We start from the raw sequence: 26,982 nt of genomic DNA on the forward strand, positions 1-26,982 counted from the left end.
GGGGATCAGGCGTTCGCTTCGCGGGCGACCATCGCCTCGATGCCCGCGATCAGCAGCTCCAGCGCGTACTCGAAGTCGCGTTCCAGCATCTCGGCGACCGTGTCGCCGCCGCGTGCCGCCATGATCTCCTGTGACTCCCGGACGACGTCGGCGGCCTGCGGGGCGGCGGTCACCGTGCTCAGGGCCTGCTGGAAGTACTCGTCCACGCTCATGCCGCCGGCCGCGGCCCGGGTCGCGAGATGGCCCTCCAGCGTGCCGTAGCCGTAGACGAACTGGAAGACGGCCGAGATCGTGCTCGTCAGGCGTTTCGCGGGCAGCCCGGTCCTGCGGACGACGCGCTGGACCGTCCCCGAGAAGGCCAGGTTGTTGGGGCCGATGTTGAGGTACGTGCCGACCAGCGGTGACACCCAGGGGTGACGCACCAGCAGGCCGCGGTACTCCCGGGCGAGGGCGCGCACCTGGTCGCGCCAGTCCTCGTCGGCTTCCACGTCGGGCAGCCGCATCTCGCCCATGACCTGGTCCAGGGCGAGTTCGAGGAGGTCGTCCTTGGTGTCGACGTACCAGTAGACGGACATCGCGGTGACGTTCAGCTCACCGGCCAGCCGCCGCATCGAGAACTTGGCCAGCCCCTCGGCGTCCAGCAGCCGGGCCGTGACCTCGGTGATCCGGTCCCGGTCCAGCCCCGACGGCTGCCCGCCACCGCGCCGCCGGTGCGCCTTGCCGTCCAGCCACACACTGCTCCGGGCGGCTTTGTCGGCTGCTTTCGCCATGGCGCACCTTTCCTGACTTTCCAACGCCGATCATGCTAGGCGCCCCGTCTTTGCTTGGGGGCGCGGGCCGTGTCGATATACGGCTCCGCCGCGTGGGCGCGACCAGCCACAAAGAACCCGCACCCGCAAGACGACGGCACACCCCGAGCTCCTACGCGGACTCTGCCCGCTCGGCCCGCCGCAGCAACGCCGCCGCGACCAAACCACCCAACAGAACAGCAACCGCCCCCACCAACTGACTGCTCTCCAGGCCGGAGGCGAACGCGTCGGAGATCCGCGCCTTCTCCTCCGCCGAGTCCGCCGCCGCCAGCGCCGCGGGCAACGACGCCGCGGAGACGGCGACCAGGGACGCGAACCGCGAGTTGAGCACGGCGCCGAGGACCGCCACACCGAGGCCGTTGCCGAACTCCGCGAGCGTCCCGTTGATCCCCGCTCCCACACCCGCCTTCTCGGGCGGAATCGCACTCATGATCGCGTTGGCCATGGCCGGCATGGACAGCGCCACACCCGCACCCATGACGACCAGACCGAGCAGCATCCCGCCGTACCCGTGCCCGCCGAACAGCGCGATCGCGGCCAGCCCCGCGGACACCAGGGTCATACCGAGCGCGATGGCCGCCGGCGTACCGGCCTTGAGCACCAGCTTCGCCCCGAGCCCGGTGAAGTTGAGCGCGACGACGGTCAGCGCCAGCGGCGCCGTCCGCAGCCCGGCGTCCAGCGGCTCGTAGCCGAGGACGAACTGGAGGTGCTGCGTGAGCAGGAACAGCGACCCCGTCATGCCGAACGCCACGAGGATCGTGCCCGCGACCGCGCCCACGAACTTCTGGTTGCGGAAGAAGTGCATGTCGAGCATGGGGTTGTCGATGCGCAGCTCCCACATCACGAACAGACCGAGTACGGCCAGGCCGAGCAGCGCGGAGACCAGCACCTGGCCGGACGTCCAGCCGTGCTCGGGCCCGGTGATGATCGCGTACACGCACGCCGTCATGCCGATGGTCGACAGCACAGCGCCGACCAGGTCGGGCCGGTCGCCCGCCGTGTGCTTGGACTCGGGGACGAGCGCGGCGACCGCGACCAGGCCGAGCACGGCGACCGGGATGTTGATCAGGAAGATGGCGCCCCACCAGAAGTGGTTCAGCATCACTCCGCCGATCAGCGGCCCGGCCGCGAAACCGAGCGAACTGACCGTCGACCACAGCGCGATGGCCTTCACCCGCTCCTCGTCGTCGAATATCTGCACGACGACGGCGAGGATCGTGGTCATCAGCAGCGCGCCGCCGACGCCCATGCCCGCACGGGCCGCGATCAGCTGTCCCGGGCTCTGGGAGAGGCCGGCCGCCAGCGAGCCCACGCCGAATATCGCCAGGCCCGACATCAGCAACAGCTTGCGGCCGTAGCGGTCGGCGGCGTTGCCCGCGGTGAGCAGCAGGCCGGACTGGACCAGCGCGTAGGCGTTCATCATCCACTGGACGTCGGCGGTCGTCGCGTTCATCTCGCGGGTGAGCGAGGGGATCGCCACGTTCAGGATGGTGTTGTCGAGCAGCACGGTGAGCTGCGCGAGGCAGATGACACCGAGGATCAGCCAGCGTTGGGGGTGGCCGCCGGAAGCCGTCTGTGGTGGGGCGTGTTCCTGTGGGGACGTCGTCATGCTGTACACCGTAGAACAGCTCCCATACGGCGTACAACAGAGATAGGGCGAAGGGCGGTGGCACTCGGCCACCGCCCTGCGCCGTACCCGGCCGTCCCCAGGGGACCGTCAGCCGCTCGCCTTCTGGGTGAGGTCGTAGAAGGTGGCCGAGCCGGCCGTGACCTTCTTGAAGGTGGACTCGATCCAGGAGGTGATCTGGGAGGACGTACCGTCGCTGCTGCCGCCCATGCCGCCGCCGCTGCCCGAGCTGATGAAGTAGTGGATCTTTCCTTCCGCCACGTACTGCTTGAACTGGGCCAGGGTCGGGGACGGGTCCGTGCCGTTGAAGCCGCCGATGGCCATCACCGGGTCGCCGGTGGACAGCTGGTAACTCGCGGCGTTCTGGGCGCCTATGGCCGCCGCGACCCAGGTGTAGTCACCCGCGTTCTTCCCCAGCAGCTCCTTGGCCTCGGTGCTGACGCTGGCGCCGTTGAGCAGGCCGCCCATGCCGCCACCGCCCATGCCGCCCATGCGGCCGTCGCCGTTCTGCTGGTTCTGCCGGCCTTGCTGGTTTGGCTGGTTCTGCTGGTTCTGGCCGCCGCCCGGGAAGCCGCCGCCCGGGAAGCCGTTCCCGTTCTGCTGGTTCTGGCCGCCCTGCTGGTTGTTCTGGCCGGGCATGCCGCCCCCGCCCGGGCCGCCGCCCATGCCGCCGCCACCGCCGGGGCCTCCCCGGCCGCCCGCGACCGCCGGGCCCGCCGTGACGATCGAGCCGGAGTGCCCCTCGTTCAGTGTGGTGAGGGTGTACGCCGCCGGACCGGCCAGCGCGGCGACGAGGCCGAGCCCCGCGGCTCCCAGGGCCAGTCGACGGCCCAGCCGCCCGGCGAAGATCAGCCCGAGCGCCGAGGTCAGACCACCGACCAGGACGAGCCACTTCAGCCACGGCAGATAGTCGGAGGAGCGGTTGAGCAGGACGTATCCCCAGGCCGCTGTGGCCGTCATCGCGGCCGCCAGGGTCAGCGACGCCCACGCCTTGTCGCGCTTCTCCCAGAGCAGCGCCGCGCCCATGCCGATCAGCGGGGCGATGTAGGGGGCGAGGGCCACCGTGTAGTACTCGTGGAAGATGCCCTGCATATAGCTGAAGACCACCATGGTGATCAGCAGCGAGCCGCCCCAGACCAGGAACGCACCGCGCGTCGCCGAGGTCCTGCGGGCCTTGCGGGTGGCGACCAGGGCGGCGACCAGCAGGATCAGCGCGGCCGGGATCAGCCAGGAGATCTGGCCGCCGATGGAGGAGCTGAACATCCGGTCCCAGCCGGTCTCGCCCCAGGCGCCGCCGCCGTTGCCGCCCCCGCCGCCGCCACCGACGCTGCCGGTCTCGTCGCCGTTGAGGCGGCCCAGGCCGTTGTAGCCGAAGGTCAGTTCCAGGAAGCTGTTGTTCTGCGAGCCGCCGATGTACGGGCGGGACGACGCGGGCCACAGCTCGACGATCGCGACCCACCAGCCGCCGGAGACGACGATCGCGACGAGGGCCGCCGCGAGCTGGCCGATCCGCTTCCGCACCGTCACCGGGGCGCAGACGCCATAGACCAGCGCCAGTGCCGGGAGGACCAGGAAGGCCTGGAGGGTCTTGGCGAGGAAGGCGAAGCCGATCGCGGCACCGGCCCACAGCAGCCACTTGGTACGGCCGTCCTCCAGCGCCCGGATCACCAGGTAGCAGGCGGCGGCCATCAGCAGCGCGAGCATCGCGTCCGGGTTGTTGAAGCGGAACATCAGCGCCGCGACGGGGGTGAGCGCGAGCACCGCGCCCGCGATCAGACCGGCCCCGGGGCTGAACCGGCGGCGCACCGCCGCGTACACGACGGCGACCGTGCCGACGCCCATGAGGACCTCGGGGACCAGGATCGCCCAGGAGCTGAGGCCGAAGAGCCGCACCGACAGGGCCATCGGCCACAGCGCGGCCGGGGGCTTGTCGACGGTGATGGCATTGGCCGCGTCCAGCGAGCCGAAGAAGAACGCCTTCCAGGACTGGCTGCCGGCCTGGACAGCCGCCGAGTAGAAGGAGTTGGCGTAGCCGGAGGCGCTCAGGTTGTAGAGGTAGAGCGCGGCGGTCACCAGGAGCAGGCCGAGGAAGGCCGGGCGGGCCCAGCGGGGGTCCTCGGGGCGGCCGTGCCAGAGCCGCTGCGCGAAGGGCCGCCTGGGGTCGCCGGTGGCCGGTGCGGTGGGTTCGGGTGCCGGGGGGCGGGTCCAGGTGCCGGGACTCGTGTCTCTGCCGGCGGTCTGCTGGTCGTAGTGGATCGTCATCGGGAGTTCCTCGGGTCGGTGTCGTTCGGGTGCACCGGCTGGAGCTGGATGGTGGCGTCCCTCCCCCACTGGGCGGTGCCGTGCGGGTACCGGGGGGTGCGCTGGGGGAGCGGGCCGTAGTCGCTGTACCGCACGGTCGTGCAGGTCGGCGCGGACGGGGTGGGCGAGGCGACCACCGGCTGGTCGCCGTCGCGCCGGTCCGGGAACACCCACGCCCGGAAGAGCAGGAAGCGCAGCACGGTCGCCGCGAGGTTGGCGGCGATGAGCACCGCCAGTTCCGTGGAGTGCGCGGGCTCGGACGTCGCGGCGTTGAGCGCGGCGAGCGAGCCGCTGGTCAGGGCGAGTCCGATACCGAAGACGACCAGGCCCTGGGCCTGGTGCCGCACGGCCCCGCCCCGCCCGCGCACCCCGAAGGTGAGCCGCCGGTTGGCCGCCGTGTTGGCGACCGCCGAGACCAGCAGGGCGAGCGCGTTGGCGACCTGGGAGCCGGTGAAGAGGCGGAAGCCGCTGTAGAGGAGCAGGTAGAAAAGGGTGGACAGGGCGCCGACCACGCAGAATCCGACGAGCTGGCGGGCCAGGCCCTTGGGTACGTCCTTGATCTCGCGGTCGCGCGGGTCGTCGCCGAACGGCCGGGCGATCCGGTCCAGCGGCAGCGAGCCGGTGGCCAGGGCCCTGCCGATCCGCCACACGCCCTTGAGGTCGTCGGTCGCGGTCTTGACGATGTGCACGGTCGAGTCGGGGTCGTCGACCCAGTCGACCGGCACCTCGTGGATACGGAGCCCGGCGCGCTCGGCGAGCACCAGCATCTCGGTGTCGAAGAACCAGCCGGTGTCCTCGACGAGCGGCAGCAGCACCTGCGCCACGTCCCGGCGGATCGCCTTGAACCCGCACTGGGCGTCCGAGAAGCGGGCCTGGAGCGAGCCGCGCAGGATGAGGTTGTAGGCCCGGCTGATGAACTCCCGCTTGGGGCCGCGCACCACACGCGAGCTACGGGCGAGCCGGGAGCCGATCGCGAGGTCCGAGTGGCCGGAGATCAGCGGCGCCACCAGCGGGAGCAGGGCGTTGAGGTCGGTGGACAGATCCACGTCCATATAGGCGAGGACGGGGGCGTCGGAGGCCGACCAGACGGCCCGCAGCGCCCGGCCGCGGCCCTTCTGCTCCAGCCGGGAGAGGGTGACCTCGGGAATCTCCGCCGCCAGCCGCGCCGCCACCTGCGGGGTGGTGTCCGTGGAGGCGTTGTCCGCGATCGTGATGCGGAACGCGTACGGGAACGTCCTCACGAGGTGCTCGTGGAGTCTGCGGACGCACGGCTGGAGGTCCTTCTCCTCGTTGTAGACGGGGATCACTACGTCCAGGACAGGCGTACCGGCTGGCGCGGCCGGGAGGTGCTCCCGCGCCGGCAGGGTGCCGGGAGAAGAATCGGTTCGCATGGAACCGACTTTCGTCAGGCGCCCTGTTGTACCGATGTGGTGACGCTGTGGCGTGCCTGTGAGTGCTGCTGCCAGCTCATTTCCGGCTGCGGCCGGGCCGGGACCGCGGGCAGGCGCACCGTGAAGACGGTCCGCCCGGGCACGCTGTCGACGGTCACGGCACCGCCGTGCGCGGTCGCCACGGCCTGCACGATGGCGAGGCCCAGACCCGTCGATCCGGTGCTGCGGGAACGCGCGGAGTCGCCGCGCGCGAACCGTTCGAAGACATGCGGGAGCAACTCGGCCGGAATGCCCTGCCCGTTGTCCTCGACGTCCACGCACAGCCAGGGCCCGCGCCGCCGCACCCGCGCGGTGACGGTCGTGCCGGCCGGTGTGTGGTTGCGCGCGTTGCCGAGCAGGTTGACGAGGACCTGTTGCAGCCGGGCCGCGTCCGCCGACACGAGCGCGGGCTCGTCGGGCAGGTCCAGGCGCCAGTTGTGGTCCTGGCCGGCGGCACGGGCGTCGCTGATGGTGTCCACGACGAGCGGTACGAGGTCGGTCTGCTCGAACTGGAGCGGCCGCCCCGCGTCGAGCCGGGCGAGCAGCAGCAGATCCTCGACGAGGAGCGTCATCCGCCCCGCCTCGGACTCGATCCGCCCGAGCGCGTGCCGGGTGTCGGGCCCGACGTCCTCTCTACCGCGTCTGGTCAGCTCGGCGTACCCGCGGATGGAGGCGAGGGGAGTGCGCAGCTCGTGACTGGCGTCGGCGACGAACTGCCGGACCCGCGTCTCGCTCTGCTGCCGTGCGTGCAGCGCCCCGTGGACATGGTCGAGCATCCGGTTGAGCGCGGCACCAACCTGTCCGACCTCGGTGTGCGGGTCGGTCTCGGAGTCGGGGACGCGCTCGCTGAGGTTCACCTCGCCGGTGTGCAGGGGCAGTTCGGAGACCCGGGTGGCGGTGGCGGCGACTCGGCGCAGGGGGCGGGTGGCCACGCCGATCAGCACGGAGCCGGCGATGGCGGCGGCGACCAGTCCGGCACCGGTGACGCTCACCTCGACGAGGATGAGGGTGTTGATGGTGGTGTTGACGGACTCGGTGGGCAGGGCGACGTAGTAGCTGCCGCTGCCGTCGACTTCGGTGACGTACTGCACGCGGTACTCGCCGAGGCCGGGGATGTCGACGGTGTACATACGGTGCGTCTTCGGCACCTCGGCGAGGGCGGCCTTCTGCTCGTCGGTGAGGTCGACGGCCGTGTTCCGCTGGAAGGGGCCGTTCTCCTCGGAGTCCTCGGCGCGAACCGCCTGGGCGACTTCGCCGTCGACGCCGACCTCGGCGGCGATGGTCTTCGGCTCCGCCGGTCCCTCGACGAAGCCCGTGATCCTGTCCTTCGGGTCGGGGTCGTTTCCGCCCCCGGGTTTCATGGGTCCCGACAGCCGCTTGCCGACGTCCACGACCTGTCCGTTCAACTGCTCGTACAGATGCGACCTGAGCGCGAGCGTCGTCACGGTGCCGATCACCGCACACACCACGGCGATCAGCACCACGGACGCGACGACGAGTCGCGTCCGCAGAGTGCGCGGCTTGCCCGCTCGCGCCTGCTTGCCCGCTCTCTGCCGCGTACGCGTCCGTCGCCGACCGCTCATGACACCGCGGGCTTGATCAGGTAACCGGCACCGCGCCGCGTGTGGATCATCGGCTCGCGCCCGGCGTCGATCTTCCGCCGCAGATACGAGATGTAGAGCTCGACGACATTGGCCTGCCCGCCGAAGTCGTACGACCACACGCGGTCCAGGATCTGCGCCTTGCTGAGCACGCGCCGCGGATTGCGCATCAGGAACCGCAGCAGCTCGAACTCGGTGGCGGTCAGGTGGATGTTCTCACCGGCCCGGGTCACTTCGTGGCTGTCCTCGTCGAGGGTGAGGTCGCCGACGACCAGCGTGGAGTCGGAGCGCCGGTCGGCGGCACCGGACCGGCGTATCAGCCCGCGCAGCCGGGCGACGACCTCTTCGAGGCTGAACGGCTTGGTGACGTAGTCGTCGCCGCCGGCCGTCAGCCCGGCGATCCGGTCCTCGACGGCGTCCTTGGCGGTGAGGAAGAGCACGGGCACGTCCGGCAGCTCCCGCCGCAGCCGCCCGAGAACCGCCAGCCCGTCCATGTCGGGCAGCATCATGTCGAGCACGACGGCGTCGGGCCGGAAGTCGCGCGCGGTCTGGACGGCGCCCTGGCCGTCCCCCGCGCTCCGGATCTGCCATCCCTCATAGCGCAGGGCCATGGACAGCAGCTCGGTGATCGACAGCTCGTCGTCCACCACGAGCACGCGGACGGGGCTCCCGTCCGGCCTCAGCAGTTCGGTGCGCCCCTGGGGCGAGGTCATGGTCATGTGAACACGATGTCGGGGACCTCTGAGAGCACCCTTTCGGCAACCTGTGAATTCCCTGAGAAACACACAGGCGGTTCATAGGGAACACCTGGGAATACCGGAGTTGGGTGGGGTGAGGGCGGTGGGAGCCGCTGTGAGGGGTGTGCGGGAAGCTGTGGGTCCGCTGGGCGGATCAGGTCGGGCGGGTCAGAACAACCCGTCCTGCACTCCCGCCTCCTCCTTGAACTCCCGCACTGGAACGGTCAGTTCCGCACCCTCGGCGGTCACCAGCTCCCACCCGGTCATCAGCCGCGTGTCGAGCACGACGACCCCGCCCCCGGTGGCCAGATGCAGATCGGGCCCGGCGGCAGCCACGAGCTCCCCGCTCACGACCCCACCGGCCACGAGCTCGCTCACGACCCCGACGGCGCCGGGCAACCCCGCGAGCCCGAACACATCGACATGATCGACAACCCGCAGCGGCTCAGGCATCAACGACTCCGGCCACCCCCCGAGCGCCACCGCCCGCGCATGCAACCCGGCGACCTCACCGGCCCGATCGGCAAAAGCCTCCGGCAACGCGGACCGCACGGCCCGCTTCTCGGCGTACGGAATCCGGTCGGGCACCCCCAGCGCGGCCCGCAGCAGCTCCTCGGTACGCCGCGCGGCCATGAGCGGCCCGGCACCCAGCCAGCTGAAGCAGACGGCACCCTGCTCCAGCAGCCGGGCCGAGCCCCGCTCCACCGCGGTGATCCCGACCTTGGTCATGCCGGGCCCGAACCACGCCAGATATACGTGATACGGCCGGGGATCGTCCGCGATCGTGTCGGCGGCCACGGAGTGCGCCCGGTCCAGCCGCGCACACTCCTCGCACCGCGCCCCCGAACTCCGCCCCGGCACGGCCACCCGCGCCGGACACGCATGCCCCCGAGCCCCCACACATGTCCGCACGCCCCCCTCCGCGACCCCGAAGGCCACGCGTTTCCCCCAGGTCAGCGCACTGCGCCGCCCACCGTCCCACACCAGCACGGGACCGTCCGCCGACCATCGCAGCCCCGAGCACTTCCATGCCTGTGCCATCCCTGCCGAGACTAGAGGGCACCACTGACAACGGCCCGGTGGCGCCCGGCCGGGACGGTCAAGGCGGGCTGTGGCGAAACGCCGAGCAAGGGTTCAGGCGCGGAATGGGTTCACCGCGCGGAATGGGTTCACCGCGCGGAATGGGTTCACCGCGCGGAATCGGCCCCGACGGCGGCAGCGGCCGCCTCCGGCTCCCCGCCCGCGCGCACCGGCACCGCGGCACCCAGCTGGGCCGGCCGACGCCGCCGCCCGGCCAGCCGGCACCCCAGGCACTCGTCGTGCCCACCCGCCGCCGACGAGTCCCGCACCCGCCAGCCCCACTCCTCCCGAGGCCGGAGGCCGGGGCCCTTCCCCCACCCGGAGAGGTGCAGCGCCCAGGTGACGAGCAGAGCCACGATCCCGATCGCCACCCCACCGGCGATCAGCAAACCCGAGACCATGACGACCCCGGCTCCCGCCACAGCGGCCGCGACGCTGCCGATCGCGCATCCGACCCACCCCGCGAACGTGTGCCCGTGGTCATACTGATGTGCGCTCACGCGCTGCCCCCTCATCACACATGGACCCGGGGGAGCCCCCGAACCCCTTACCATCAAGCCGTTTAAGGCCCAAACATCTCACGAACTAAGGGAATTGGGAATGCAAGCCAAGCCGCGTCCGGCCGCCACGCCGGAGCAGGCACTGTCGGCGATGGACCACCTCATCGCGACCCACCTGGTCGGACAGCACGAGATCGCCCAGCAGGTCGGCATGAACGTGACCGACCTCACCTGCTTCGCCTATGTGATGGAGGCCGGCGAGAACCTCCTCACCGCGGGCGACCTGGCCGCCCGCGTCCACGTCACGACCGGCGCGGTCACCGGCATCCTCAACCGCCTGGAACGCGCCGGCTTCATCACCCGCCGCCCCGACCCGACCGACCGCCGCCGCATCCGCGTAGCCGCCCGACCGGACGCGGTCGCCCGGGTCCTCGAGGTCTACGAGCCGTACAACGCCCGCCTCAGGGAACTCTTCGCGGACTACTCCCCCGCCGAAATCGCGGTCCTGAACGACTGCTTCACCCGCGCGAGCACCCTGGCGGCGACCTACCTGGAGGAGCACTGCCGCCCCGGCTGACCGGGGACTCCCCGGCACGCGGCACCGCCTGTCAGCCAGTCGTACTGCCCCGGAAACCGAGCGCTCCACCAGTTCGCTCATGGCCCCCGGGATCTCAGCGGGGCTCCGGACCGAGAGCTACTTCGTCCTGCGTGAGTGCCGACTCGACCGGCGGCGCACGGTGAAGAGCGTGGCGAGGATGCCGAGCGCCCAGGCGATCAGGAGGGCGCCCCACAACGGCATGGTCACCATCGGGATGAGCAGACGGATCTCGACACTCGCGCGGTTCTCGAAGATGAAGATCAGAGCGACCGCGGTGATCAGAACGAACGGCAGGAAGCGGCGGACGCCCGGGCGGGAAAGGAACGGCGTGCTCGCCTTGTGGTCTGGGCTGGTCTGGGCCATGGGGTGCCTCTCCCTCACGTTGCCCCTGGCTCCAGCGTCCCCTTTCAGCCCGTAGCCCGCCACCGAGACACCCCGGGCCCCGGATCGCTCCGGAGCCCGTGATCATGATCGTTCGGGCGAGGGCTACTTGATGTGGACGAGACCGTCGGTGGTGACCGTGGGACGGCCGCTGGTCCCGACCACGACGATCTTGACGGTGTGCTTGGCACTGCTGGACCAGGTCTTCGTCCAGATCGCCTGCCGGTAGAGCGTCGCGGACGACTTCAGATCGACGGTGCTGACCTTCACGCCGTCGACGTAGACGTACGCCTGACCGGATCCGGAGGCGCGGGAGACAACCCAGGCGGCGGAGCGGCCGGTGAAGGTCCACGTGAGGGCGGCGCCCTTGGAGCCGCTGGAGTAGGACTTGCCGCCGAGATAGCTGCCGGAGGAACGGGCGGTCCAGCTGCCGGACTTGGTGGCCGAGGTCTCCTGAAGGATCACCGGCGTGTAGGAGGGGGACGACGTGCGGTAGTTGCCGGCGTAGTCATAGGCCCGCATCGACCAGGTGGTGGCCGTGCCGGACTTGGCGGTACGGCTGGAACTCGTGGTGGTCGGGCCGAAGGTGGCCGTGGTGGGGGCCAGCAGCTTCACGGAGCTCAGCGCCGCGTTGTCGGTGGCCTTCCAGCCGAGGGTGACCGGGACGGCGGTGGTGTTGACGGTTCCGGTGCGCAGCGAGAGCTTCGGGGCGGTGGTGAAGGTCGGTGCGGTCGTCTCCGCCACGACGTTCAGCGCGGCGCTGGTCGTCGTCCTGCCCGACTGGTGGACGGCCCGTACGGCGACGGTGTGGCTGCCCGAGAGCAGGGTGGTGCCGACGGAGGTGGCGGTTCCGGAGCCGGTCGCGACGGCCTTGCCGTCGACCAGCAGCTCGTACTCGGAGATGAGCGAGGCCGGTGTGGTGGCCGTCCAGCGCGCGGTGACGGCGCCCTTGGTGTAGTACGTCGAGCCGGACAGGGCCGCTCCGGAGAGCGACGTGACCTTCAGGCCCTGGACCGGGCCGGACGCCCAGGTGCGGATGGTCGGCAGCTGGGCGTAGAGGGAGTTGCCGGGGCACTGGGTGTTGTAGCCGTCGCGGTGGCCCGAAATCCGCTGGAAGGTGTACTTGCCGCCCTGGGTGAAGCCGGTGGCGAAGTAGTTCTTCTGGGTCGCTCCCGCGGTGAGCTGGACGGTTCCGGCCGGGTCGGCGCCGTACTGGCCGAGCTTCCAGGCCGCCACGCGGGCGACCGAGGCCAGAGCGGCGCTGGAGGCGGCGGTGGAGGTGTACTCACCCAGCACGGCGATGCCCGTGGACTCGCGGTTCCAGCCGTAGGTGTGGGCGCCGAGCACCGGCAGGTCGACCCCGCCCTTGCGGCCTTCGAAGATCGTGCCGCACTTGTCGACCAGGAAGTTGTAGCCGATGTCGTTCCAGCCGTTGACCTGTGTGTGGTACGCGTAGATGCCCCGCACGACCGAGGCAGACTCGGCGCAGGAGTAGTCGCTGGCCCCGTCGGTGTGGTGGACGAAGACGGCCTTCACATCGGCGTTGTACTCCGACGGGTCGGGGCTGAGCGACTCGTCGGCTCCCCAGCCGGCGCGTGAGGTGATCGGCGGTTCGGGGACGGTCGACGGCGGCGCGGTGGGCGTGGTGGCCGAGGGGCTCGGCGAGGTCGAGGGCGAGGTCGAAGGTGATGCGGATGCCGAGGCCGTCGGCGTGACGGCGGTGCCGGTCGGTGCCGGAGACGTGGTGGTCTGTCCGTCCGTCGGCGTCGCGGTCGCACCGTCGGTGGGCGCCGTCGATTCGGTGGGTGCCGTGGTCTCGACGGGTGCCGTGGTCTCGACGGGTGCCGTGGTCTCCGTGGGCGTGGCCACCGGAGTGCTCTCCTCGACAGCGAACGCCGCCGGCTCGGCCGCCCTCGTCTCGGCGTCGGTCACCACGCCCGGATCGACCAGGTTGACCTCGAGCCCCTTGGGCAGCGAGCCCGTCCCGCCGTCGTCGTGGACGACCTGGACCTGAACGCCGTCGGAGGGACCCACCCACAGCGGCTCGGACGCGCCGCGCATCCCCGCCTCCGGCTCGTCCGGCGGGTCGATGTCCACCTCGAGATCCCGCCAGGCGCTCCACTCACCGTTCTCCAGGCCGCGGGTGCGCACCTGCGCCGTGCCGTCGAGCCGCTTGACGGCCCCGGTCCAGGAGACGCCGACCAGCGAGAACTGCTCGGTGTCCGTACGCGGCAGCTCCCGCTTGGCGCCCGTGGTCCCCTTCAGCGCGAGGTCGTAGACCTTCCCGGGCCGCTTGTCCCGGCCCGGCGCACCGGAGTCGCCGGACGGGCCGGCGACCGCGTACGTCACCACGCCTCCACCCCCCAGCACCACCACGCCGAGCGTCAGCCACGCCCGTCGTTTCATGCTCAGCGGTCTGTACGCGCGAGACGCCCGACGAATCACGAAGAATCCCCCCACCGAAGACCGCGACAAGCGGCCACAGACGAAAATCACCTGAGGCACACCCGTCACAGCGGCGGCCCACACTTCCAGCGCCCCCGGCCCCGCGAACATCACGGCCGGACAGACACCTGTGACGCAGCTCACCTACGGCGTTCCCGGCAAGGCGTTCTCAGAGGGTGTGCTGGTCAGCGGCAGAACGGTGGGGGGACGGGCGCCCGTAGGTCATTCGGGGGTATCAAGGTGCGGTCACGCATCGGTGTGGTGAATATGGGCAACGGCGCCTGATCCGCATCTGCCCACCGCGCGCTCGGCCTCGGCCGATCCGCCGGCCGAGGGCAGGTCGCAGGGGAGGCCACCCATCGCCTCTCAACGGCTCCCCACCCAGCCGCACCCTCCGCGAGCCGCCGTGGACGAAACGCCGCTCGCGCGCGCTGGATCCCGTCCCCCACCGAGGAGAACCATGCGTGTCCTCATCCAGATGAAGCCCGAACGCGACGTCGTCGAGGCCGTCGCCAGTCCGCAGTTCACGGCGACCACTCAGGATGTCGCCGGGGCGATGCCCGGCGTCGAACTGGACCAGTCGTTCACACCAGTGGCGCTGCCCAGGCCGGTGCCGTCCACGACCGAAGGGGACCCGCTGTCCCTGACCCAGCCGCTCCGATTCTCCATGCGGCCGGAAGACGCCACCGTCCTGGTCCGTGGAGAGATCCACGAGTACGACGCCGCCAGCCGGCTCTCCATGCTGGCCCTCAGCCACCCGCAGATCGTCGGCATCTCCGCCGACGCGGTCATCCAGACGTCACCCACGTGTCCCGGGGACGGACCGGTCGGCAACTGGCAGGACGTGAAGAACTTCCTCGCCGAGCTCGGCGCGGACGAATTGGACGGCAGCGGTATCGCGCTGGCGATCACCGACACCGGCATCAACACCCAGCACCTGAGCAACGAACTGGACCGTCCTGTCACGGTCGACGCGGCACGGAGCTGGAACCCTCCCGGAGTCACCGGCAAACCGGGCAAGTTCCCCGTCGGCCACGGCACCATGTGCGCCTTCGACGCCCTCATCGCCGCACCGAAGGCGACGCTGATCGACGTGCCCGTCCTGCTCTCGCAACAGCAGGGCCCGACGGTCATGAGCGGGCTGCTCTCGGACGCCGTGGCGGCCTACTCCCACCTGTGGAGCGTGCTGGAGACGATGCCGGACGACAAGCGGGCCCTGGTCGTCAGCAACAGCTGGGGTTCCTTCTCGCCCCGGTGGGACTTCGCGCCCAGCCACCCCGGGAACTACTCGGACAACCCCGGTCACCCCTTCAACCTGATGGTGACCGCGCTGGAGAGCGCCGGCGCCGACGTCCTGTTCGCGGCGGGCAACTGCGGCACGGACTGCCCTGACGGCCGCTGCGAGTTCCCCGACCGGCCCATCGTCGGCGCCAACTCGCACCCCCGTGCGCTGTCCATCGGCGGTGTCGACACCCGGGGCAACCGGGTCGGCTACTCCTCGCAGGGCCCCGGCCGGCTCGACCCCAACAAACCGGACATCTGCGCTTACACCCACTTCGAGGGCTCACACGCCTTCGGCGCGGGCGAACCGGACTCCGGGACCTCGGCCGCCTGTCCGGTGGCCGCGGGCGTGGTCGCCGCCGTACGCACGCGGTGGGCGGCCAACGTCATCAAGCCGGCCGAGCTTCGCACCCTGCTGCAGCGGACGGCCGACGACCGCGGCGCCGCCGGCTTCGACCACCACTACGGCTTCGGCATCATCAACGTACCGGCGATCATGGATGCGCTGCGCCGCCGCGCCAAGAACGGGCACGGCGTCCACAGGTAGCCGCCTCGCACCGGAGGAGAGACCGATGGCTCCCGACAAGCCAACCAGCCTCATCACGGTCACGCTCCCGTCGGGAGCCACGCTCGAGGACGCCCTGCGTCAGCTCGGCATCGGCCGCGACGCGGTCGACACCGACTACGGACTCGTCGACCTGCACAACGGCACCTACGCCCTGCTCGTGACCGAGACGGTCGCCGAGCGCGTCCACGGCACCCCCGGTGCCCAGGGGCCGTACGCGAACCCGAAGATCGAACCCTTCGGTCCGCCCCAGCCCCGCCCCGACGAAGACTGAACCCAAGCCACGCACCGGAAACGCAAGAGGCCCCGGATCTCTCCGGGGCCTCTCACCTGTGTGCACTCGGCAGGATTCGAACCTGCAACCTTCTGATCCGTAGTCAGATGCTCTATCCGTTAAGCTACGAGTGCTTGTTCTGTTTTATCGCCGCTCTCGGGCCTTCCGGCTCGCTCGCGGCGACAGGAAGAACATTACATGACTGCCGCCGCCATGTGAAATCCGTTTGCCATACCCCTTGTGAGCTGCGGAAACGGCCGTTTCGGGCGGTACGACAGCGAAGCCCCGGTCGAGTGACCGGGGCTTCGTGATCAGGTGCGGAGGCGGAGGGATTTGAACCCTCGATGGGATTTAAGTCCCAAACCGCATTAGCAGTGCGGCGCCATAGACCGGACTAGGCGACGCCTCCACGCAACATCCTCGCGCGAGCGCGAGGCGGTGCTTGCCGATGATGACACAGTCGAGCGCCGTGTCACCAATCGCCCCCCACGGTACTAGGCAGGAAGGTCGCAGGGCAAAAGCCTTCTCGGGCTGTCGCGCAACGTCCCGGGGCACGCCGCGTTAGTCAGGGCATGTCGACTGCCATCTCCCGGGCCACCGCCCGAACCGCGCCCCGGACCACCCCCCGCCCCGGTCTGCGGCGCCTCGCCCTCGGTGCCGCCGCCTCCGTCGCCGCCCTCGGGTCACTGGCCGCGGTCTCCCCGGCCGCGTACGCCCAGGCCGGGCTCGGCGACGAAAAGAGCAAGGAGCGGGAACACCTCACCGTCACCGTGCGGAACGCCGGGAACGGGGCCGACGGGACCTTCGAGCTGTACTGCGGACCCGACGGCGGCAGCCATCCCGACCCGCGCGGCGCCTGTGCCGTACTGGAGCGGGACACGCGGTGGGGGCAGGAGGCCTTCGCTCCCGTCCCGAAGGGCGGCTTCTGCACCATGCAGTACGGCGGGCCGGCCACCGCGCACATCACCGGCACCTGGGCCGGGCGCCCCGTCGACGCCACGTACGACCGCCGCGACGGCTGCCAGATCTCCCGCTGGGACCGGCTCGTGCCGCTCCTGCCGGACATGGGGGGCGGGCAGCGCGCCTGAGTCCCGCAGCGGATCACGCATCGGAACCCGCGTCGCATCCCGCACCGGTTCTCCTCATGTCGCCTCCGTCACGACCCTCCGTACCTCGTCGCATCTCGTCCGGATTTCGCCCCTCCCCGTCCTCCATTCCGCCGGTCCGGCCAAAAGGTACAGAAACACCGTCGTCGTAAAGGTCCCGCGAAGGTCCCGCGACGTCGTCGCAGGAGGGCGGGCGTTTGGCGGTTACTCGGTCGTCAGTTCGGGGTCACTTGTGCGTGCGACCTCCCTCTCATCCGGCGTCGCGAGCGCAACCGCAGCCCTTAGACTCCCTCGCGTGACACGCTGCGGGACGGTTGGCAAGATGGCCCGAGCGGTCGGCAAGGTGCGGTAACAGGGAGGAAGCGTCTCGTGAGCAGCAGGCCATCCCGAGGCGCTGCTCGCCTCGCAGCCATACTGGATGCGCTCCCCGACGCGTTGGTGCTGGTCAATGCCAACGGGACGGTCGTCAACGCCAACACCATCGCCCTGGAGGCCTTCGAGACCCCGGGCACCGCTCTGGTGGGTCGCGGGCTGCTCGATCTGCTGCCGCAGTTCGACTCCAAGCTCATCCCCGGCTCCATGCGACGGCCGGAGCACCTCGATCCGCAGGGCCGGACCAAGCCGACCCGGATGATCGCGCGCAGGACCGACGGGACCGAGTTCCCCGTCGAGGTCACCAGTGCGAATCTGGAGAACGGGCAGCAGGCCTACGACGGTTACGGCTACAGCGGTGACGAGCTGCTCATGCTCGTCGTGCGGGACCTGACCGGGACCGTCGACACCGAGGCGGAGCTCGCGCGGTCGCAGCGGCAGACCGAGATGATTCTGCGGGCCGCCTCCGAGGGTGTCGTCGGGACCGACACCGACGGGCGGATCGTGCTCGTCAATCCGGCCGCCGCTCAGATACTGGGTTTCCGGGCCAGCGATCTCGGCGGGCGGGAACTGCACGAACTCGTGCTGCACTCGCGTGCCGACGGATCGGCCTTCCCGTACGAGGAGTCGCCGCTCGCCGACACCCTGCGCTCCGGGCGCAAGCACCGGGTGCGCGGGCAGGTGCTGTACGCCAAGGACGGCGGCAAGGTTCCGGTCGATCTGACGACCGCGCCCGTGCGGGACGGCGACCAGCTCGTCGGCGCCGTGATGACCTTCACCGACCGGCGGCCGTACGACGCGGTCGTCGAGGAGAAGGAAGCGGCGGACAAGCGCCACGCGGAGGAGCTGGAGCGGGTCGCCGAGGAGCACGCCTCCGAGCTGACCGCGCTGCGCCAGAAGCACGTCACCGAGCTGGAGGAGCTGAGCGAGCGGCACGCCGAGGAACTCGGCGCGAACGAGGACCGGTACGCCGCGCTCGGGGAGCGGGAGAAGGACCGGTACGAGGCGCTCGCCGCCCGGCACGAGCAGCTGCTGACCCTGCTGGGGCGGTCGCTGCGCGGGCCGCTCGAGGAACTGCGCCGCGAGCTGGCCGCGCTGGCCGCCGACGACGCCGGGCAGCTGTGGCCCGAGGCCAACCAGGTGCTGCACCACCTCTCCGCGGGCTACTCGCGGATCACGACGCTCATCGACAACGTCCTCGGCTACCAGCGGCTCGACACGGGCAGCGAGAACGTCGCCCGTACGAAGGTGATGCTGGACGCCGTCGTCGCCTCCGGGGTCGACGGGGCCGTCGAGCTCATCGGGCCCGGGCGGGTGCAGTTCGCCGTGCACGCGCCGCCCATCGAGGCCGAGGTCGATCCCCGGCTGCTCGCCACTGCCCTCGCGCATCTCGTCGCGGACGTGGCCGGGGTCGACGCGACCGGCAACACGCCCCTGTCGGCGGGCGGTTATCTGGACAACACCGTGGTCGTGGCGGCGGCGCAGCGCGGCGAGGTCGTGCGCATCGAGGTCCGGGGGCCGTACGCCGGTGGCGACACCGTGCACGAGCCGATCGTGCGGGGGATCGTCCGGGCGCACGGCGGTGTGCTGCAGACGCATGACGTGCCGGGGATGAGCGGGAGCGCGTACGTCCTCGAGGTGCCGATCGGCGGCGGGGCCGGGGCGGTTGCCGCGGATGCCGCCGCCGGGGCTGCCGACGATGGCCTCGCCGGGGCCCCGGGTGAGCAGACCTTGGGTGGGGGGCGGCGGCGGGCGCGGCGCGCCACCACCGATGCCTTCCTGGACGGGGATGTTCCCAGTGAGGGCGACGAGGCCGATGGTTCCGTCGGGGCCGGTGGGTCCGGGCGGCGCAGGAGGCGGACCGCCGGGGAACCGGCCGCTCTTCCGGCGCGGGTTTCCGGTGAGGCCGCCGGGTCGGGCGGTACCGGGCGGCGGCGCGGGCGTCCTGCCGAGGGTGCGGCTGCGGAGGCCGTCCCCGCCCAGGGCGTGGGGAGTGCCGTCCAGGGTGTCGCCGAGGGGGCCGTCGTCACGGCAGCCGAGCACGCGGCCGGGACCGCCGCCTCGGGTACGGGGCTGGGCGGGACCGTCCCGCCGCAGGGCGTGCCCGAGGCCTCCGGACAGCGGGCCCGGCGTGAAGCCGGTGAGCAGCGCGCGCTGCCGCCGGCGCTGCCCGCGCCGTCCGGTGAGGCCGGCTCCGGTTCGGACGGCGCGGCACCGGGACAGGCCCAGCAGCCGACCGGGCGCCGGCGGCGTGCGCTGGCCGCCGCCAATGAGCGGGCGGCGCAGCAGGCCGCGGGGCCGCGTCCGGTGTTCGCCCTGCCGCCGGCCGAGGCCGATCAGACGCCCCTGAACGAACCGGCCCACCAGGGCGCTCAGGCCGGACAGCCCGGACAGGGCCAGAGGACCGAGGCGGTCGCCGCGTCGGCCGCCGCAGGTGACGGGGTGGCCGTGGAGGGGCGGCACGACGCCGTACCGCATGACCAGTCCGCCGATCACACCCCGCCGCAGCCGCATCCCACCAGTGCGCCGACGGGCCGTCGGCGGCGGGCCGTGGTGCCGCAGCAGGGCGAGCAGGCACCGGGGCAGGCGCCCGGTGGTGCGGCTGGTGCCGCGCCGGCAGGTGCCGTGCCGGGTGCCGCCGTACCGCCTGGTTCCGTGCCCGCGGGGCACGGGCAGGGCATTCCCGCACAGCAGGACGCCCCGGGTCAGGTCCCGCCGGGGCAGGGCGCGCCCGTCCAGGTCGCAGTGGCCGCCGCGCAGGCCGCGCCGGGTGCGGCCGTGCCGCCGCAGGGCAACGCCGTTCAGCCTCAGGGGAACGCCCCGCAGGGCAGCGTCCCCCAGCCGCAGGGTGTGTCCGTCCCCGCGCAGGGCGGGCTCGGGCACAGCGTGCAGGCGGCCCTCCCCGGGCAGGCGCTGCGGCCTCCGGCCCAGGGCGCGCAGCCCCTGCCGCAGCAGGGCGTCGCCACACCGGCGCAGCAGCCCTCCGCCGGGCAGCCGCTGCCCGCCGAGGCCGCACCCGGGCAGGGCACCCCGGCCCACGGCAGCCCGGCTCAGGGCACTCCCGCCCAGGGGACCCCGGCTCAGGGCGGCACCCCCGCCCCCCAGTCCTGGCCCGCCGCCGACGACAGCACGGGGGCCGGTGTCGCCGTACCCCCGAACGGCACGCCCCCTCAGGCCCCGCAGTCGAACGCTCAGGCCTCGAACACCCCGGCCCCGAACACCCCGGCCCCGGGCACCCCGTTGCCGCCGGAGGGCGCGGCGCAGGCGCAGCGGGCGGCTCAGCCGTTGCCCGCGGAGGCTTCGGCGCCCGTCGATCCGAACTCGACGCAGGGGCGGGCGATCAGCGTGCGGACGCTGGGTCAGGGCGTGCCGTTCAACCGGCAGGCGGCCCAGGTCCAGCAGCCGGCGGCCCTGTCCGTCCCCCTGCCGACGGCGACGCCTCCCCCGCACCAGCCGGGCGGATCGGGCCGGCGCCGCAAGCTCGGCACACCGCCCGACCCGGCCACGCGTACCGACCAGGCCACGCGTACGGAACCGGCGTCCCGCCCGGACCAGGGACAGCGCCCCGAGCAGGCGGCACGTCCCGAGCAGGCGGCACGTCCCGAGCAGGCCGCACGTCCACATCCGGCCGAGTCGACGCCCCCGCCGGTCGCCGCCCAGGTGCCCGCCCCGGCGTCCGCGCCCGTGCCGGCTCAGCCGTCCCTCGCCGGTCAGTCCCGGCTCACGCAGCTGACCGAGGGCGGCGGCCGGTCGTACGCCATAGGCGCGCCCGACGAGAACGCCGCCGAGGGGCCCGAGCCGCTGGACGGGCCCGGGGGTGCCGTCGAGGTGGCCGATCCGCCGCGGCCGCAGCCGATGGACGACGAGTTGCCGCCGGAGCCGCTGGACAACCCGCGGCGGCTGCTGGTGTGGCCCGCGCCGGACGTCAGCACCCAGCAGGCGCTGAGCGACCGCGGCTACCGGCCGGTGATCGTGAACTCGCGCGAGGAGGTCGACGCCCAGATCGCGGCCTTCCCCGCCGCGCTGTTCGTCGACCCGCTGACCGGGCCGATCACCCGTACGGCGCTGCAGTCGCTGCGGCAGGCCGCCGTTGCCGCCGAGGTGCCCGTCCTCGTCACGGCCGGGCTCGGACAGGCCTCGCGGGACGCGGCCTACGGTGCCGATCCGGCCGTGCTGCTGAAGGCGCTGGCGCCGCGCGACAGTGAGCAGCACCCGCCGCGGGTGCTGCTGATCGAGGAGCACGCGGAGATCGCGCTGGCGCTGACGGCGACGCTGGAGCGGCGCGGGATGCAGGTCGCGCGGGCCGCGAGCGACGCGGACGCGGTGACGCTGGCGAGCGACTTCCGGCCGAACCTGGTCGTGATGGACCTGATGCAGGTGCATCAGCGGCAGGCCGGGTTCGCCGGGATCGTGGACTGGCTGCGCGCGAACGGGCAGCTGAACCGCACCCCGCTCGTCGTCTACACCGCCGCCGTCGACCAGGCCGACCTGCCGCGGCTGGCGTCCGGGGAAACGGTGCTGTTCCTCGCGGAGCGGTCCACCAGCGGCGATGTCCAGAGCCGGATCGTCGAGCTGCTGAGCCGGATCGGGACCAACTGAACCGGATCGGGACCAGCTGAACCGGATCGGTACCGGCTGAGCAGGCGGCCGGGCGGACGGGTGGCCGGTCCTACCGGGCCGTCAGCCTGCGCGCCGCCTCCTTGACCGACTCGCGCAGGCGGTCCTGGGCGTCCTCTCCCTCGCCGACCAGGATGCGCCGCATCTGTGGGACGACGGCGGTCCAGTTGGCCAGGGCGGTGAGCAGGAACAGCAGGTCGGCCGCGGGGAGGGCGTCCGTGATGACGCCCCGGTCCTGGCCGTCCTTGAGTGCGGCGACCTTGCGTACGTAGTGCTCCTGGCGGGCGGACTCGTGGGGCAGTTCGGCGCTGCCGTACTCCAGGCCCTCCCAGAAGAGCAGGCGCAGCAGCTCCGGGTGGGCGGCGTGGTAGTCCATGACGCGGTCGATCCAGCTCTCGATGTCGTCCGGGACGACGGGGACGTCCTCGGCGAGGTGGAGCATCTTCTTCTCGAGGACGATCGCGAAGAGCTCCGCCTTGTTGCCGAAGTAGGCGTAGATCAGCTGCTTGTTGGCCTTCGCCTCGGCGGCGATGCGGTCGATGCGGGCGCCGGCGATGCCGTGCCGGGCGAACTCGGCGACCGCCGCCTCGAAGATCCGGGCCTTGGTGGCCTCGGGGTCCCTTGGTGCCATGGGGGAGAGGGTAGCGCGCCGGGTAACCAACCGTTTGGTTGACAGGGAATCGAAGGGCGGCTCACACTGTTGCCCCATTATCCAACCAACCAGTTAGTTTCTAGAGCCGACTCCAAGGAGTCCCCCTCAATGCCGTCAGCGACCACCACCACGTCCCGCCGGGCCAGCCAGGCCCCTCCGCGGCAGGCGGGCACGCCCGCCCCCGGCCTCTTCCTCACCCTGATCGCCGTGTGCAGCGCGGTCACGGCCGCCAACATCTACCTCGCCGCACCGCTGCTCTCGCTCATGGCCCACGACTTCGGCTCGACCCCCTCGGCCGTCGCCTGGATCGCCTCGGTCGCCCAGCTCGGCTATGCGGTCGGCCTGCTCTTCTTCGCCCCGCTCGGCGACATCGCGAACCGTCGCCGGCTGGTCGCCGGGCTCACGCTCGTCACCGCGGTCGCGCTGGGCGCCAGTGCGGCCGCCCCGGGCGCCACCGCCCTCGCGGTCGCCATGTTCGTCGCCTCCGCCACGACCGTCATCCCCCAGTTGCTCGTCCCGCTGGTCGCCGAACGCGCCCCCGCCGACCGGCGTGCCCGTCATGTCGCGGCCGTCATCGCGGGCCTGTTCACCGGCATCGTCGGGGCCCGTGTCCTGGGCGGACTGGCCGGGCAGGCCTTCGGCTGGCGCTGGGTGTTCGCGGGCGCGGCCCTGCTCACCCTGGTCCTGGGGCTCGCGACCGCGCTCGTCCTGCCGTCGCGGCGGCGGCGGGAGGGCCCGTTGTTCGCCGGCCTCGTCGCGCTGCCGTCGGTGCTGCGCCAGTCGCCCGACCTGTGGCGGGCCTGCGTGCGGCAGGCCGGGATGTTCGGTGCGTGGAGCGCGCTGTGGACCGCGCTCTCACTGCTGCTGACTGGGCCGGAGTACGGGCTGTCCACCGCGACCGCCGGGCTCTTCGGGCTCTTCGGGCTGACGGCGAGTGCGGTGGCTCCGCTGGCCGGCGGGTTCGTGGACCGGTTCGGCGCGGCGCGTGTCGTGCGCTCCGCGTATCTGCTCGCGGCCGTGTCCGTGCCGCTGTTCTGGCTGGGTGGGCACGCTCTGGCCGCCCTGTTCGCCGCCGCGATCGCGATCCACGCGGCGCTCGTCGCCTCCCATGTCGCCAACCAGACCCTCGCCCTGACCGCGACCTCCACCCCCGCCACGGCCAACACCGCCTATGTGGTCGCCGGCTTCGCGGGCGGCGCCGCCGCCTCGGCTCTCGGCGGGGCCGCCTTCAGCCACTTCGGCTGGGTCGGGGTGTGCGCGGTGGCCGGTGTGTGGCTGGTGCTGGGGTGGGGGCTGACCTCGGTACGGCGGTGAGGCCCTTCCGTAGGGCAAGAAGCGCGGTGCGCCGGGCGGTACGGGTGAAGTCCGGCCCGGCGTATGTGATGTGGCCAGGACTTGGCCGGGTCGTTCAGACGGCCTCAACTCTCCGCGATGCGGAGGGCATCGCCCATGGCCGACTGGGCGAAGCGGCGACCGCAGAATCCTTGATCACACTCAGTGGGGAGGAGCCCAGGGGGCAGAGGGCGTGCCATCGGGGTCGAGCCCGTACTGCCACAATCCGTCGTCGCCCGTTCCGGCCTTCCGCCTCACACCGGCGAGCCAGCCGAGGCAGCTGGTATCCCCGGCATCGGCGGCCTGCCGGGCGAACTGCTCGGCTCCTTCACGGTCCCCGGCCTTCTCCCGCAAGCCGGCGAGCGAGGCCAGAACCTGAGGATTCGCAATGCCGCCGGCCTGCCGGTAAAGACGCTGTGCGCCCTCGCGGTCCCCGCTCTTCTCCCGCAGGTCGGTGAGCCAGGCCATGACCTCCGTGTTGCCGGCGTCGGCCGCCCGCCGGGCGAATTGCTCGGCTCCTTCGTGATCGCCGGCGTCTTCCCGTTCTCTGGCAAGTCGGAGCAGAGCCAAGGTCCCACCCGCATCGGCGGACTGCCGATAGAGGATCGCCGCTGCCTCTTGGTCCCCCGCTCGCTCCCGCTGCTCGGCGAGCCGGAAGAGCACAAGGCTTCCGCCAGCGTCAGCGGCCTGCCGGTACAGGGTCTTCGCGTCTTCGTGGTCTCCGGCTTCCTCTCGCCGGCCGGCGAGCCAGAGCAGAGCATCAGGGTCGCCCGCGTCGGCGGCTTGGCGGTACAGGCAGTCCGCCCCCTCCTGATCCGTGGCCCACTCCCGGCCCCTGGCGAGCCGGTACAGGACGTCGGTGTCGCCGGCGCCGGCTGCCTGTTGCGCGAACTGCTCGGCGCCCTTGCGGTCTCCGTTCTTCTCCCGCAGTTCGGCGAGCCGGAGGAGAGCCAAGGTCCCCCCTTCCTTGGCAGCCTGCTGGTACAGGGTCTCGGCGCCGTCGTAGTCCCCGGCCTCCTCCCGAATCCTGCCGAGGCGGAGCAATGCGTCGATGTTCCCGGCATCGGCAGCCCGTTGGTACAGGGCTTCCGCGCCCGCTTGGTCTCCGTTCTTCTCCCGCAGTTCAGCGAGCCGGAAGAAAGCCAGGGTTCCGCCGCCCGCCTCTGCGGCCTGCCGGTACAGGAGTTCTGCTCCCTCGTGGTCGTCGGCCCACTGTCGGTCCCTGGCCAGGTAGAGGAGCGCACCTGGGTTGCCGGCGTCCGCGGCCTGTTGGGCGAGTGCTTCGGCCCCCTCGCGATCTCCGGCTCTTTCCCGAAGCTCGGCGAGACGCTGCACCGCGTCGGCGTTCCCCGCTGATCGTGCTTGGTGGTAGAGGGCCTCCGCGCTTTCGTAGTCCCCGGCTGCTTCACGCCCTCGGGCGAGTTGGTACAGGGCCCAGCTGTTTCCGGCGTCAGCGGCTTGCCGTGCGAGTCGTTCGGCCGCCTCATGGTCGCCCGCCGTTTCCTGCATGCCGGCGAGTTGAACGAGGGCATCACTGCTGCCTGCCTCGGCAGCCTTGTGCCATAGGTGATAGGCCCAGCGGGTGCGATGGCGACGTCTGGCGGCGACAGCGATGTTGGCGAGACTGTCGGGACGGGTGAGGCAGTCATGTGCCGCTTGCCAGAACGAAGCGGGGGGACACAGCATCCGCCGCTGATGGTGTCCATGCTGTTCGAGGTAGTCGGCCAGCCGGTAAGAGGGTTGGTCGGGCTCTGCGGATGTCGAGATCCCGTGGGTGGAGCGTGGGCGAATGTGCCGCAGCGGGGCGAGATTGCCGTGGACCGGGGCGCCGATCTCAGCGAGTGCCTGTTCGAGCCAGTGATCGGCAAGCGTGTCGTACTCGTCGTTGGTGAGATAGTCCGCCGCCGCGTACTCGAGGAACGAGCGGGGCAGGTGGGGGCCGGCACCGAGGCGGCGGGCGTCCATGGCGGCATGCAGCAGCGCCCGCGCCGGCGGGGTGGCGACCTCGTAGCGGTGCAACAGTTCCGGCGCCCCGGCCAGGAATTGCGTAAGCCGCCCGCCACGCACGTGTTCCAGGGCGTGGGCGAGCTGCCGGTCGCCTTTGTCTGCCAGCTTCTTCGTGATGTTGGTCGCGGCATCGTCAAAGCTGTCCGGGAGGGGGATCTGCCGCCCTGACAGCAGCTGCCGCACCTGGAAGTGCGCGTCTTCCATCCCGGGTTTGGGCAAAGCGTTGTAAGCGGCGGCGTACTCCGGCCACAGAGTGCCCAGAATCAGGACAGGTCCACGCTTGCGGTCGGTGAGCAGCGAAGACAGAGCGGCAGCGATCAGCTCCCCGACCCCCTCGCCGGCGCCGAGGTAGTGCTGGGCTTCGTTCAGCCACACGACCGTGCGTGGGGCGACGTGCTCGATGTCGGTCAGGGCTGCTTTGGCGCGATACGGATCGAACGGATGCCACAGTCGCCACCCCCGAGACGCGAGCGGCTGCACGGCCTCCCAGCAGGCACGGGTCTTACCTGTCGACGACGAACCGACCAGCACCGCCATGTCACTGGCTCCCTCCCCGGCGGAGGCGACAACCGCGGCCAGTTCGTCGTCGTGCGGGCGACGCACATAGCTCGGCAGTACGGCTGCTCGTCCCCTGCCACCCCGGCCACGTTCACCGCTGCTGAACACATCGACGGCTGGGTGGACTTCGAGGTCGAGGGGAGCCCAGTCGGAGATCGGCCGCCCCAGCGGCCGACCACCGGACTCGGCTGTACCGGATGCGGTGGCCAACAGGTCCAGCAAGGGCCGGACCTCGAGAGCGAGGGCTCGCGCGAGTGCACCTACGGTCTGCGCCGAGGGGGCAGACGCCGCGTCGCTGAGGGCCTGGCTGACGACCGTGCGGCTCAGGCCGGCGCGGCCGGCCAGCTGGGTCTTGCTGAATTTCTGTGCGACCCGTTCCGCCTCCAGCCGGGCACGCAGTTCGGCGAGCGCGGCCTTCGGATCTCGAGGTTGGTCCGTACCCACGCCGCCCCTGCCCGTGCCGTGTGACTGTTCGTCATTGTTCATCTTCGGCCAGTCGCACCACGGCGAACACTGCTTTCGCGAGATTCGGCAGCGGACCCAACGCCCGTTTCGTTCGAAGGGGAACACACCACCATGTCGGATCGGACCGCCGTGATCCTGCTCGCCTGGACCGTTGTGATCGTGATCGCCGTCCTCGTCGGCGTCGGGGCCGGCTACCTCGCCCGCTGCGACCATGCCTCATATCCAACGGCCCTTACCCGTGCCG

At 71.6% G+C, this 26,982-nt stretch carries 18 protein-coding genes and 2 tRNA genes; 6 read left to right on the forward strand and 14 right to left on the reverse strand.

What is annotated here, in order from left to right; all coding sequences use genetic code 11:
- Positions 1-5: 5 nt before the first annotated feature.
- From AC07DF_RS12030 to AC07DF_RS12065, 8 genes are all read right to left on the reverse strand, one after another.
- Positions 6-770: a TetR/AcrR family transcriptional regulator gene (locus AC07DF_RS12030; protein WP_478969662.1), complete on the reverse strand. Its 765-nt coding sequence runs from the start codon at positions 768-770 to the stop codon at positions 6-8.
- A gap of 151 nt (positions 771-921) precedes the next feature.
- Positions 922-2,418, reverse strand: a complete 1,497-nt coding sequence (locus AC07DF_RS12035) for an MFS transporter (RefSeq protein ID WP_478969664.1) — start codon at positions 2,416-2,418, stop codon at positions 922-924.
- Positions 2,419-2,526: 108 nt separating this feature from the next.
- Positions 2,527-4,698 carry an ArnT family glycosyltransferase gene (locus AC07DF_RS12040; RefSeq protein WP_478969666.1) on the reverse strand — a complete coding sequence of 724 codons (2,172 nt, stop codon included), beginning with the start codon at positions 4,696-4,698 and terminating at the stop codon, positions 2,527-2,529.
- Complete coding sequence (locus tag AC07DF_RS12045; RefSeq protein ID WP_478969668.1) at positions 4,695-6,128, reverse strand: bifunctional glycosyltransferase family 2/GtrA family protein; 1,434 nt, start codon at positions 6,126-6,128, stop codon at positions 4,695-4,697. Before AC07DF_RS12045 ends, AC07DF_RS12040 begins: the two co-directional genes overlap by 4 nt.
- Positions 6,129-6,142: 14 nt before the next feature.
- Positions 6,143-7,750 (reverse strand): sensor histidine kinase, encoded by a 1,608-nt coding sequence (locus tag AC07DF_RS12050; RefSeq protein WP_478969670.1) that lies wholly within the window; start codon positions 7,748-7,750, stop codon positions 6,143-6,145.
- A complete protein-coding gene (locus tag AC07DF_RS12055; RefSeq protein ID WP_478969672.1) occupies positions 7,747-8,487 on the reverse strand; it encodes a response regulator transcription factor in 741 nt (246 codons plus the stop codon). Before AC07DF_RS12055 ends, AC07DF_RS12050 begins: the two co-directional genes overlap by 4 nt.
- A gap of 186 nt (positions 8,488-8,673) precedes the next feature.
- Positions 8,674-9,546, reverse strand: coding sequence for a DUF2797 domain-containing protein (locus tag AC07DF_RS12060; protein ID WP_478969674.1), 873 nt, complete (start codon positions 9,544-9,546; stop codon positions 8,674-8,676).
- 146 nt (positions 9,547-9,692) lie between these two features.
- Positions 9,693-10,085: an HGxxPAAW family protein gene (locus tag AC07DF_RS12065; RefSeq protein WP_478969676.1), complete on the reverse strand. Its 393-nt coding sequence runs from the start codon at positions 10,083-10,085 to the stop codon at positions 9,693-9,695.
- 100 nt (positions 10,086-10,185) lie between these two features.
- On the opposite strand from AC07DF_RS12065, the gene AC07DF_RS12070 reads away from it, so the two are divergent.
- The gene (locus AC07DF_RS12070) at positions 10,186-10,662 is read left to right on the forward strand and encodes a MarR family winged helix-turn-helix transcriptional regulator (protein ID WP_478969678.1); all 477 of its coding nucleotides are present in this window, start codon (positions 10,186-10,188) and stop codon (positions 10,660-10,662) included.
- Between the two features lie 117 nt (positions 10,663-10,779).
- Here the strand turns inward: AC07DF_RS12070 and AC07DF_RS12075 are convergent, their stop codons facing one another.
- Both AC07DF_RS12075 and AC07DF_RS12080 read right to left on the reverse strand, forming a co-directional pair.
- Positions 10,780-11,046 carry a LapA family protein gene (locus AC07DF_RS12075; RefSeq protein ID WP_478969680.1) on the reverse strand — a complete coding sequence of 89 codons (267 nt, stop codon included), beginning with the start codon at positions 11,044-11,046 and terminating at the stop codon, positions 10,780-10,782.
- Positions 11,047-11,169: 123 nt separating this feature from the next.
- Positions 11,170-13,470 carry a peptidoglycan recognition protein family protein gene (locus AC07DF_RS12080; protein WP_478969682.1) on the reverse strand — a complete coding sequence of 767 codons (2,301 nt, stop codon included), beginning with the start codon at positions 13,468-13,470 and terminating at the stop codon, positions 11,170-11,172.
- 499 nt (positions 13,471-13,969) lie between these two features.
- Here AC07DF_RS12080 and AC07DF_RS12085 point away from each other — a divergent pair, with 499 nt between their 5' ends.
- Together AC07DF_RS12085 and AC07DF_RS12090 are read left to right on the forward strand one after the other, a co-directional pair.
- A complete protein-coding gene (locus AC07DF_RS12085) occupies positions 13,970-15,337 on the forward strand; it encodes a S8 family serine peptidase (RefSeq protein WP_478969684.1) in 1,368 nt (455 codons plus the stop codon).
- Between the two features lie 25 nt (positions 15,338-15,362).
- Positions 15,363-15,629 (forward strand): hypothetical protein, encoded by a 267-nt coding sequence (locus AC07DF_RS12090; RefSeq protein WP_388058093.1) that lies wholly within the window; start codon positions 15,363-15,365, stop codon positions 15,627-15,629.
- A gap of 61 nt (positions 15,630-15,690) precedes the next feature.
- On the opposite strand, the gene AC07DF_RS12095 is transcribed toward AC07DF_RS12090, so the two are convergent.
- Positions 15,691-15,763 (reverse strand) — tRNA-Arg (locus tag AC07DF_RS12095).
- Positions 15,764-15,947: 184 nt separating this feature from the next.
- Positions 15,948-16,038: transfer RNA gene (locus AC07DF_RS12100), tRNA-Ser, on the reverse strand.
- Positions 16,039-16,201: 163 nt separating this feature from the next.
- Here AC07DF_RS12100 and AC07DF_RS12105 point away from each other — a divergent pair.
- Together AC07DF_RS12105 and AC07DF_RS12110 are read left to right on the forward strand one after the other, a co-directional pair.
- Entirely contained in the window at positions 16,202-16,717 is a 516-nt protein-coding gene (locus AC07DF_RS12105) for an SSI family serine proteinase inhibitor (RefSeq protein ID WP_478969687.1), read from the forward strand.
- A 387-nt stretch (positions 16,718-17,104) separates the two neighbouring features.
- Entirely contained in the window at positions 17,105-21,706 is a 4,602-nt protein-coding gene (locus AC07DF_RS12110; protein WP_478969689.1) for a PAS domain-containing protein, read from the forward strand.
- A 70-nt stretch (positions 21,707-21,776) separates the two neighbouring features.
- Here AC07DF_RS12110 and AC07DF_RS12115 read toward each other — a convergent pair whose 3' ends face one another.
- Positions 21,777-22,355, reverse strand: a complete 579-nt coding sequence (locus AC07DF_RS12115; protein WP_478969691.1) for a TetR/AcrR family transcriptional regulator — start codon at positions 22,353-22,355, stop codon at positions 21,777-21,779.
- A 129-nt stretch (positions 22,356-22,484) separates the two neighbouring features.
- On the opposite strand from AC07DF_RS12115, the gene AC07DF_RS12120 reads away from it, so the two are divergent.
- A complete protein-coding gene (locus tag AC07DF_RS12120; protein WP_478969693.1) occupies positions 22,485-23,690 on the forward strand; it encodes an MFS transporter in 1,206 nt (401 codons plus the stop codon).
- Between the two features lie 180 nt (positions 23,691-23,870).
- Here AC07DF_RS12120 and AC07DF_RS12125 read toward each other — a convergent pair whose 3' ends face one another.
- Positions 23,871-26,951, reverse strand: a complete 3,081-nt coding sequence (locus AC07DF_RS12125) for a helix-turn-helix domain-containing protein (protein WP_478969695.1) — start codon at positions 26,949-26,951, stop codon at positions 23,871-23,873.
- Positions 26,952-26,982 lie beyond the last annotated feature (31 nt).

The organism is Streptomyces sp. NPDC044719, assembly GCF_056433405.1.

What these genes read in the sequence shown, in the direction of transcription:
- AC07DF_RS12030 (WP_478969662.1), bottom strand. Translation starts at nt 770, where the DNA reads ATGGCGAAAGCAGCCGACAAAGCCGCCCGGAGCAGTGTGTGGCTGGAC.
- AC07DF_RS12035 (WP_478969664.1), bottom strand. Translation starts at nt 2,418, where the DNA reads ATGACGACGTCCCCACAGGAACACGCCCCACCACAGACGGCTTCCGGC.
- AC07DF_RS12040 (WP_478969666.1), bottom strand. Translation starts at nt 4,698, where the DNA reads ATGACGATCCACTACGACCAGCAGACCGCCGGCAGAGACACGAGTCCC.
- AC07DF_RS12045 (WP_478969668.1), bottom strand. Translation starts at nt 6,128, where the DNA reads ATGCGAACCGATTCTTCTCCCGGCACCCTGCCGGCGCGGGAGCACCTC.
- AC07DF_RS12050 (WP_478969670.1), bottom strand. Translation starts at nt 7,750, where the DNA reads ATGAGCGGTCGGCGACGGACGCGTACGCGGCAGAGAGCGGGCAAGCAG.
- AC07DF_RS12055 (WP_478969672.1), bottom strand. Translation starts at nt 8,487, where the DNA reads ATGACCATGACCTCGCCCCAGGGGCGCACCGAACTGCTGAGGCCGGAC.
- AC07DF_RS12060 (WP_478969674.1), bottom strand. Translation starts at nt 9,546, where the DNA reads ATGGCACAGGCATGGAAGTGCTCGGGGCTGCGATGGTCGGCGGACGGT.
- AC07DF_RS12070 (WP_478969678.1), top strand. Translation starts at nt 10,186, where the DNA reads ATGCAAGCCAAGCCGCGTCCGGCCGCCACGCCGGAGCAGGCACTGTCG.
- AC07DF_RS12075 (WP_478969680.1), bottom strand. Translation starts at nt 11,046, where the DNA reads ATGGCCCAGACCAGCCCAGACCACAAGGCGAGCACGCCGTTCCTTTCC.
- AC07DF_RS12080 (WP_478969682.1), bottom strand. Translation starts at nt 13,470, where the DNA reads ATGAAACGACGGGCGTGGCTGACGCTCGGCGTGGTGGTGCTGGGGGGT.
- AC07DF_RS12085 (WP_478969684.1), top strand. Translation starts at nt 13,970, where the DNA reads ATGCGTGTCCTCATCCAGATGAAGCCCGAACGCGACGTCGTCGAGGCC.
- AC07DF_RS12090 (WP_388058093.1), top strand. Translation starts at nt 15,363, where the DNA reads ATGGCTCCCGACAAGCCAACCAGCCTCATCACGGTCACGCTCCCGTCG.
- AC07DF_RS12105 (WP_478969687.1), top strand. Translation starts at nt 16,202, where the DNA reads ATGTCGACTGCCATCTCCCGGGCCACCGCCCGAACCGCGCCCCGGACC.
- AC07DF_RS12115 (WP_478969691.1), bottom strand. Translation starts at nt 22,355, where the DNA reads ATGGCACCAAGGGACCCCGAGGCCACCAAGGCCCGGATCTTCGAGGCG.
- AC07DF_RS12120 (WP_478969693.1), top strand. Translation starts at nt 22,485, where the DNA reads ATGCCGTCAGCGACCACCACCACGTCCCGCCGGGCCAGCCAGGCCCCT.
- AC07DF_RS12125 (WP_478969695.1), bottom strand. Translation starts at nt 26,951, where the DNA reads ATGGTCGCAGCGGGCGAGGTAGCCGGCCCCGACGCCGACGAGGACGGC.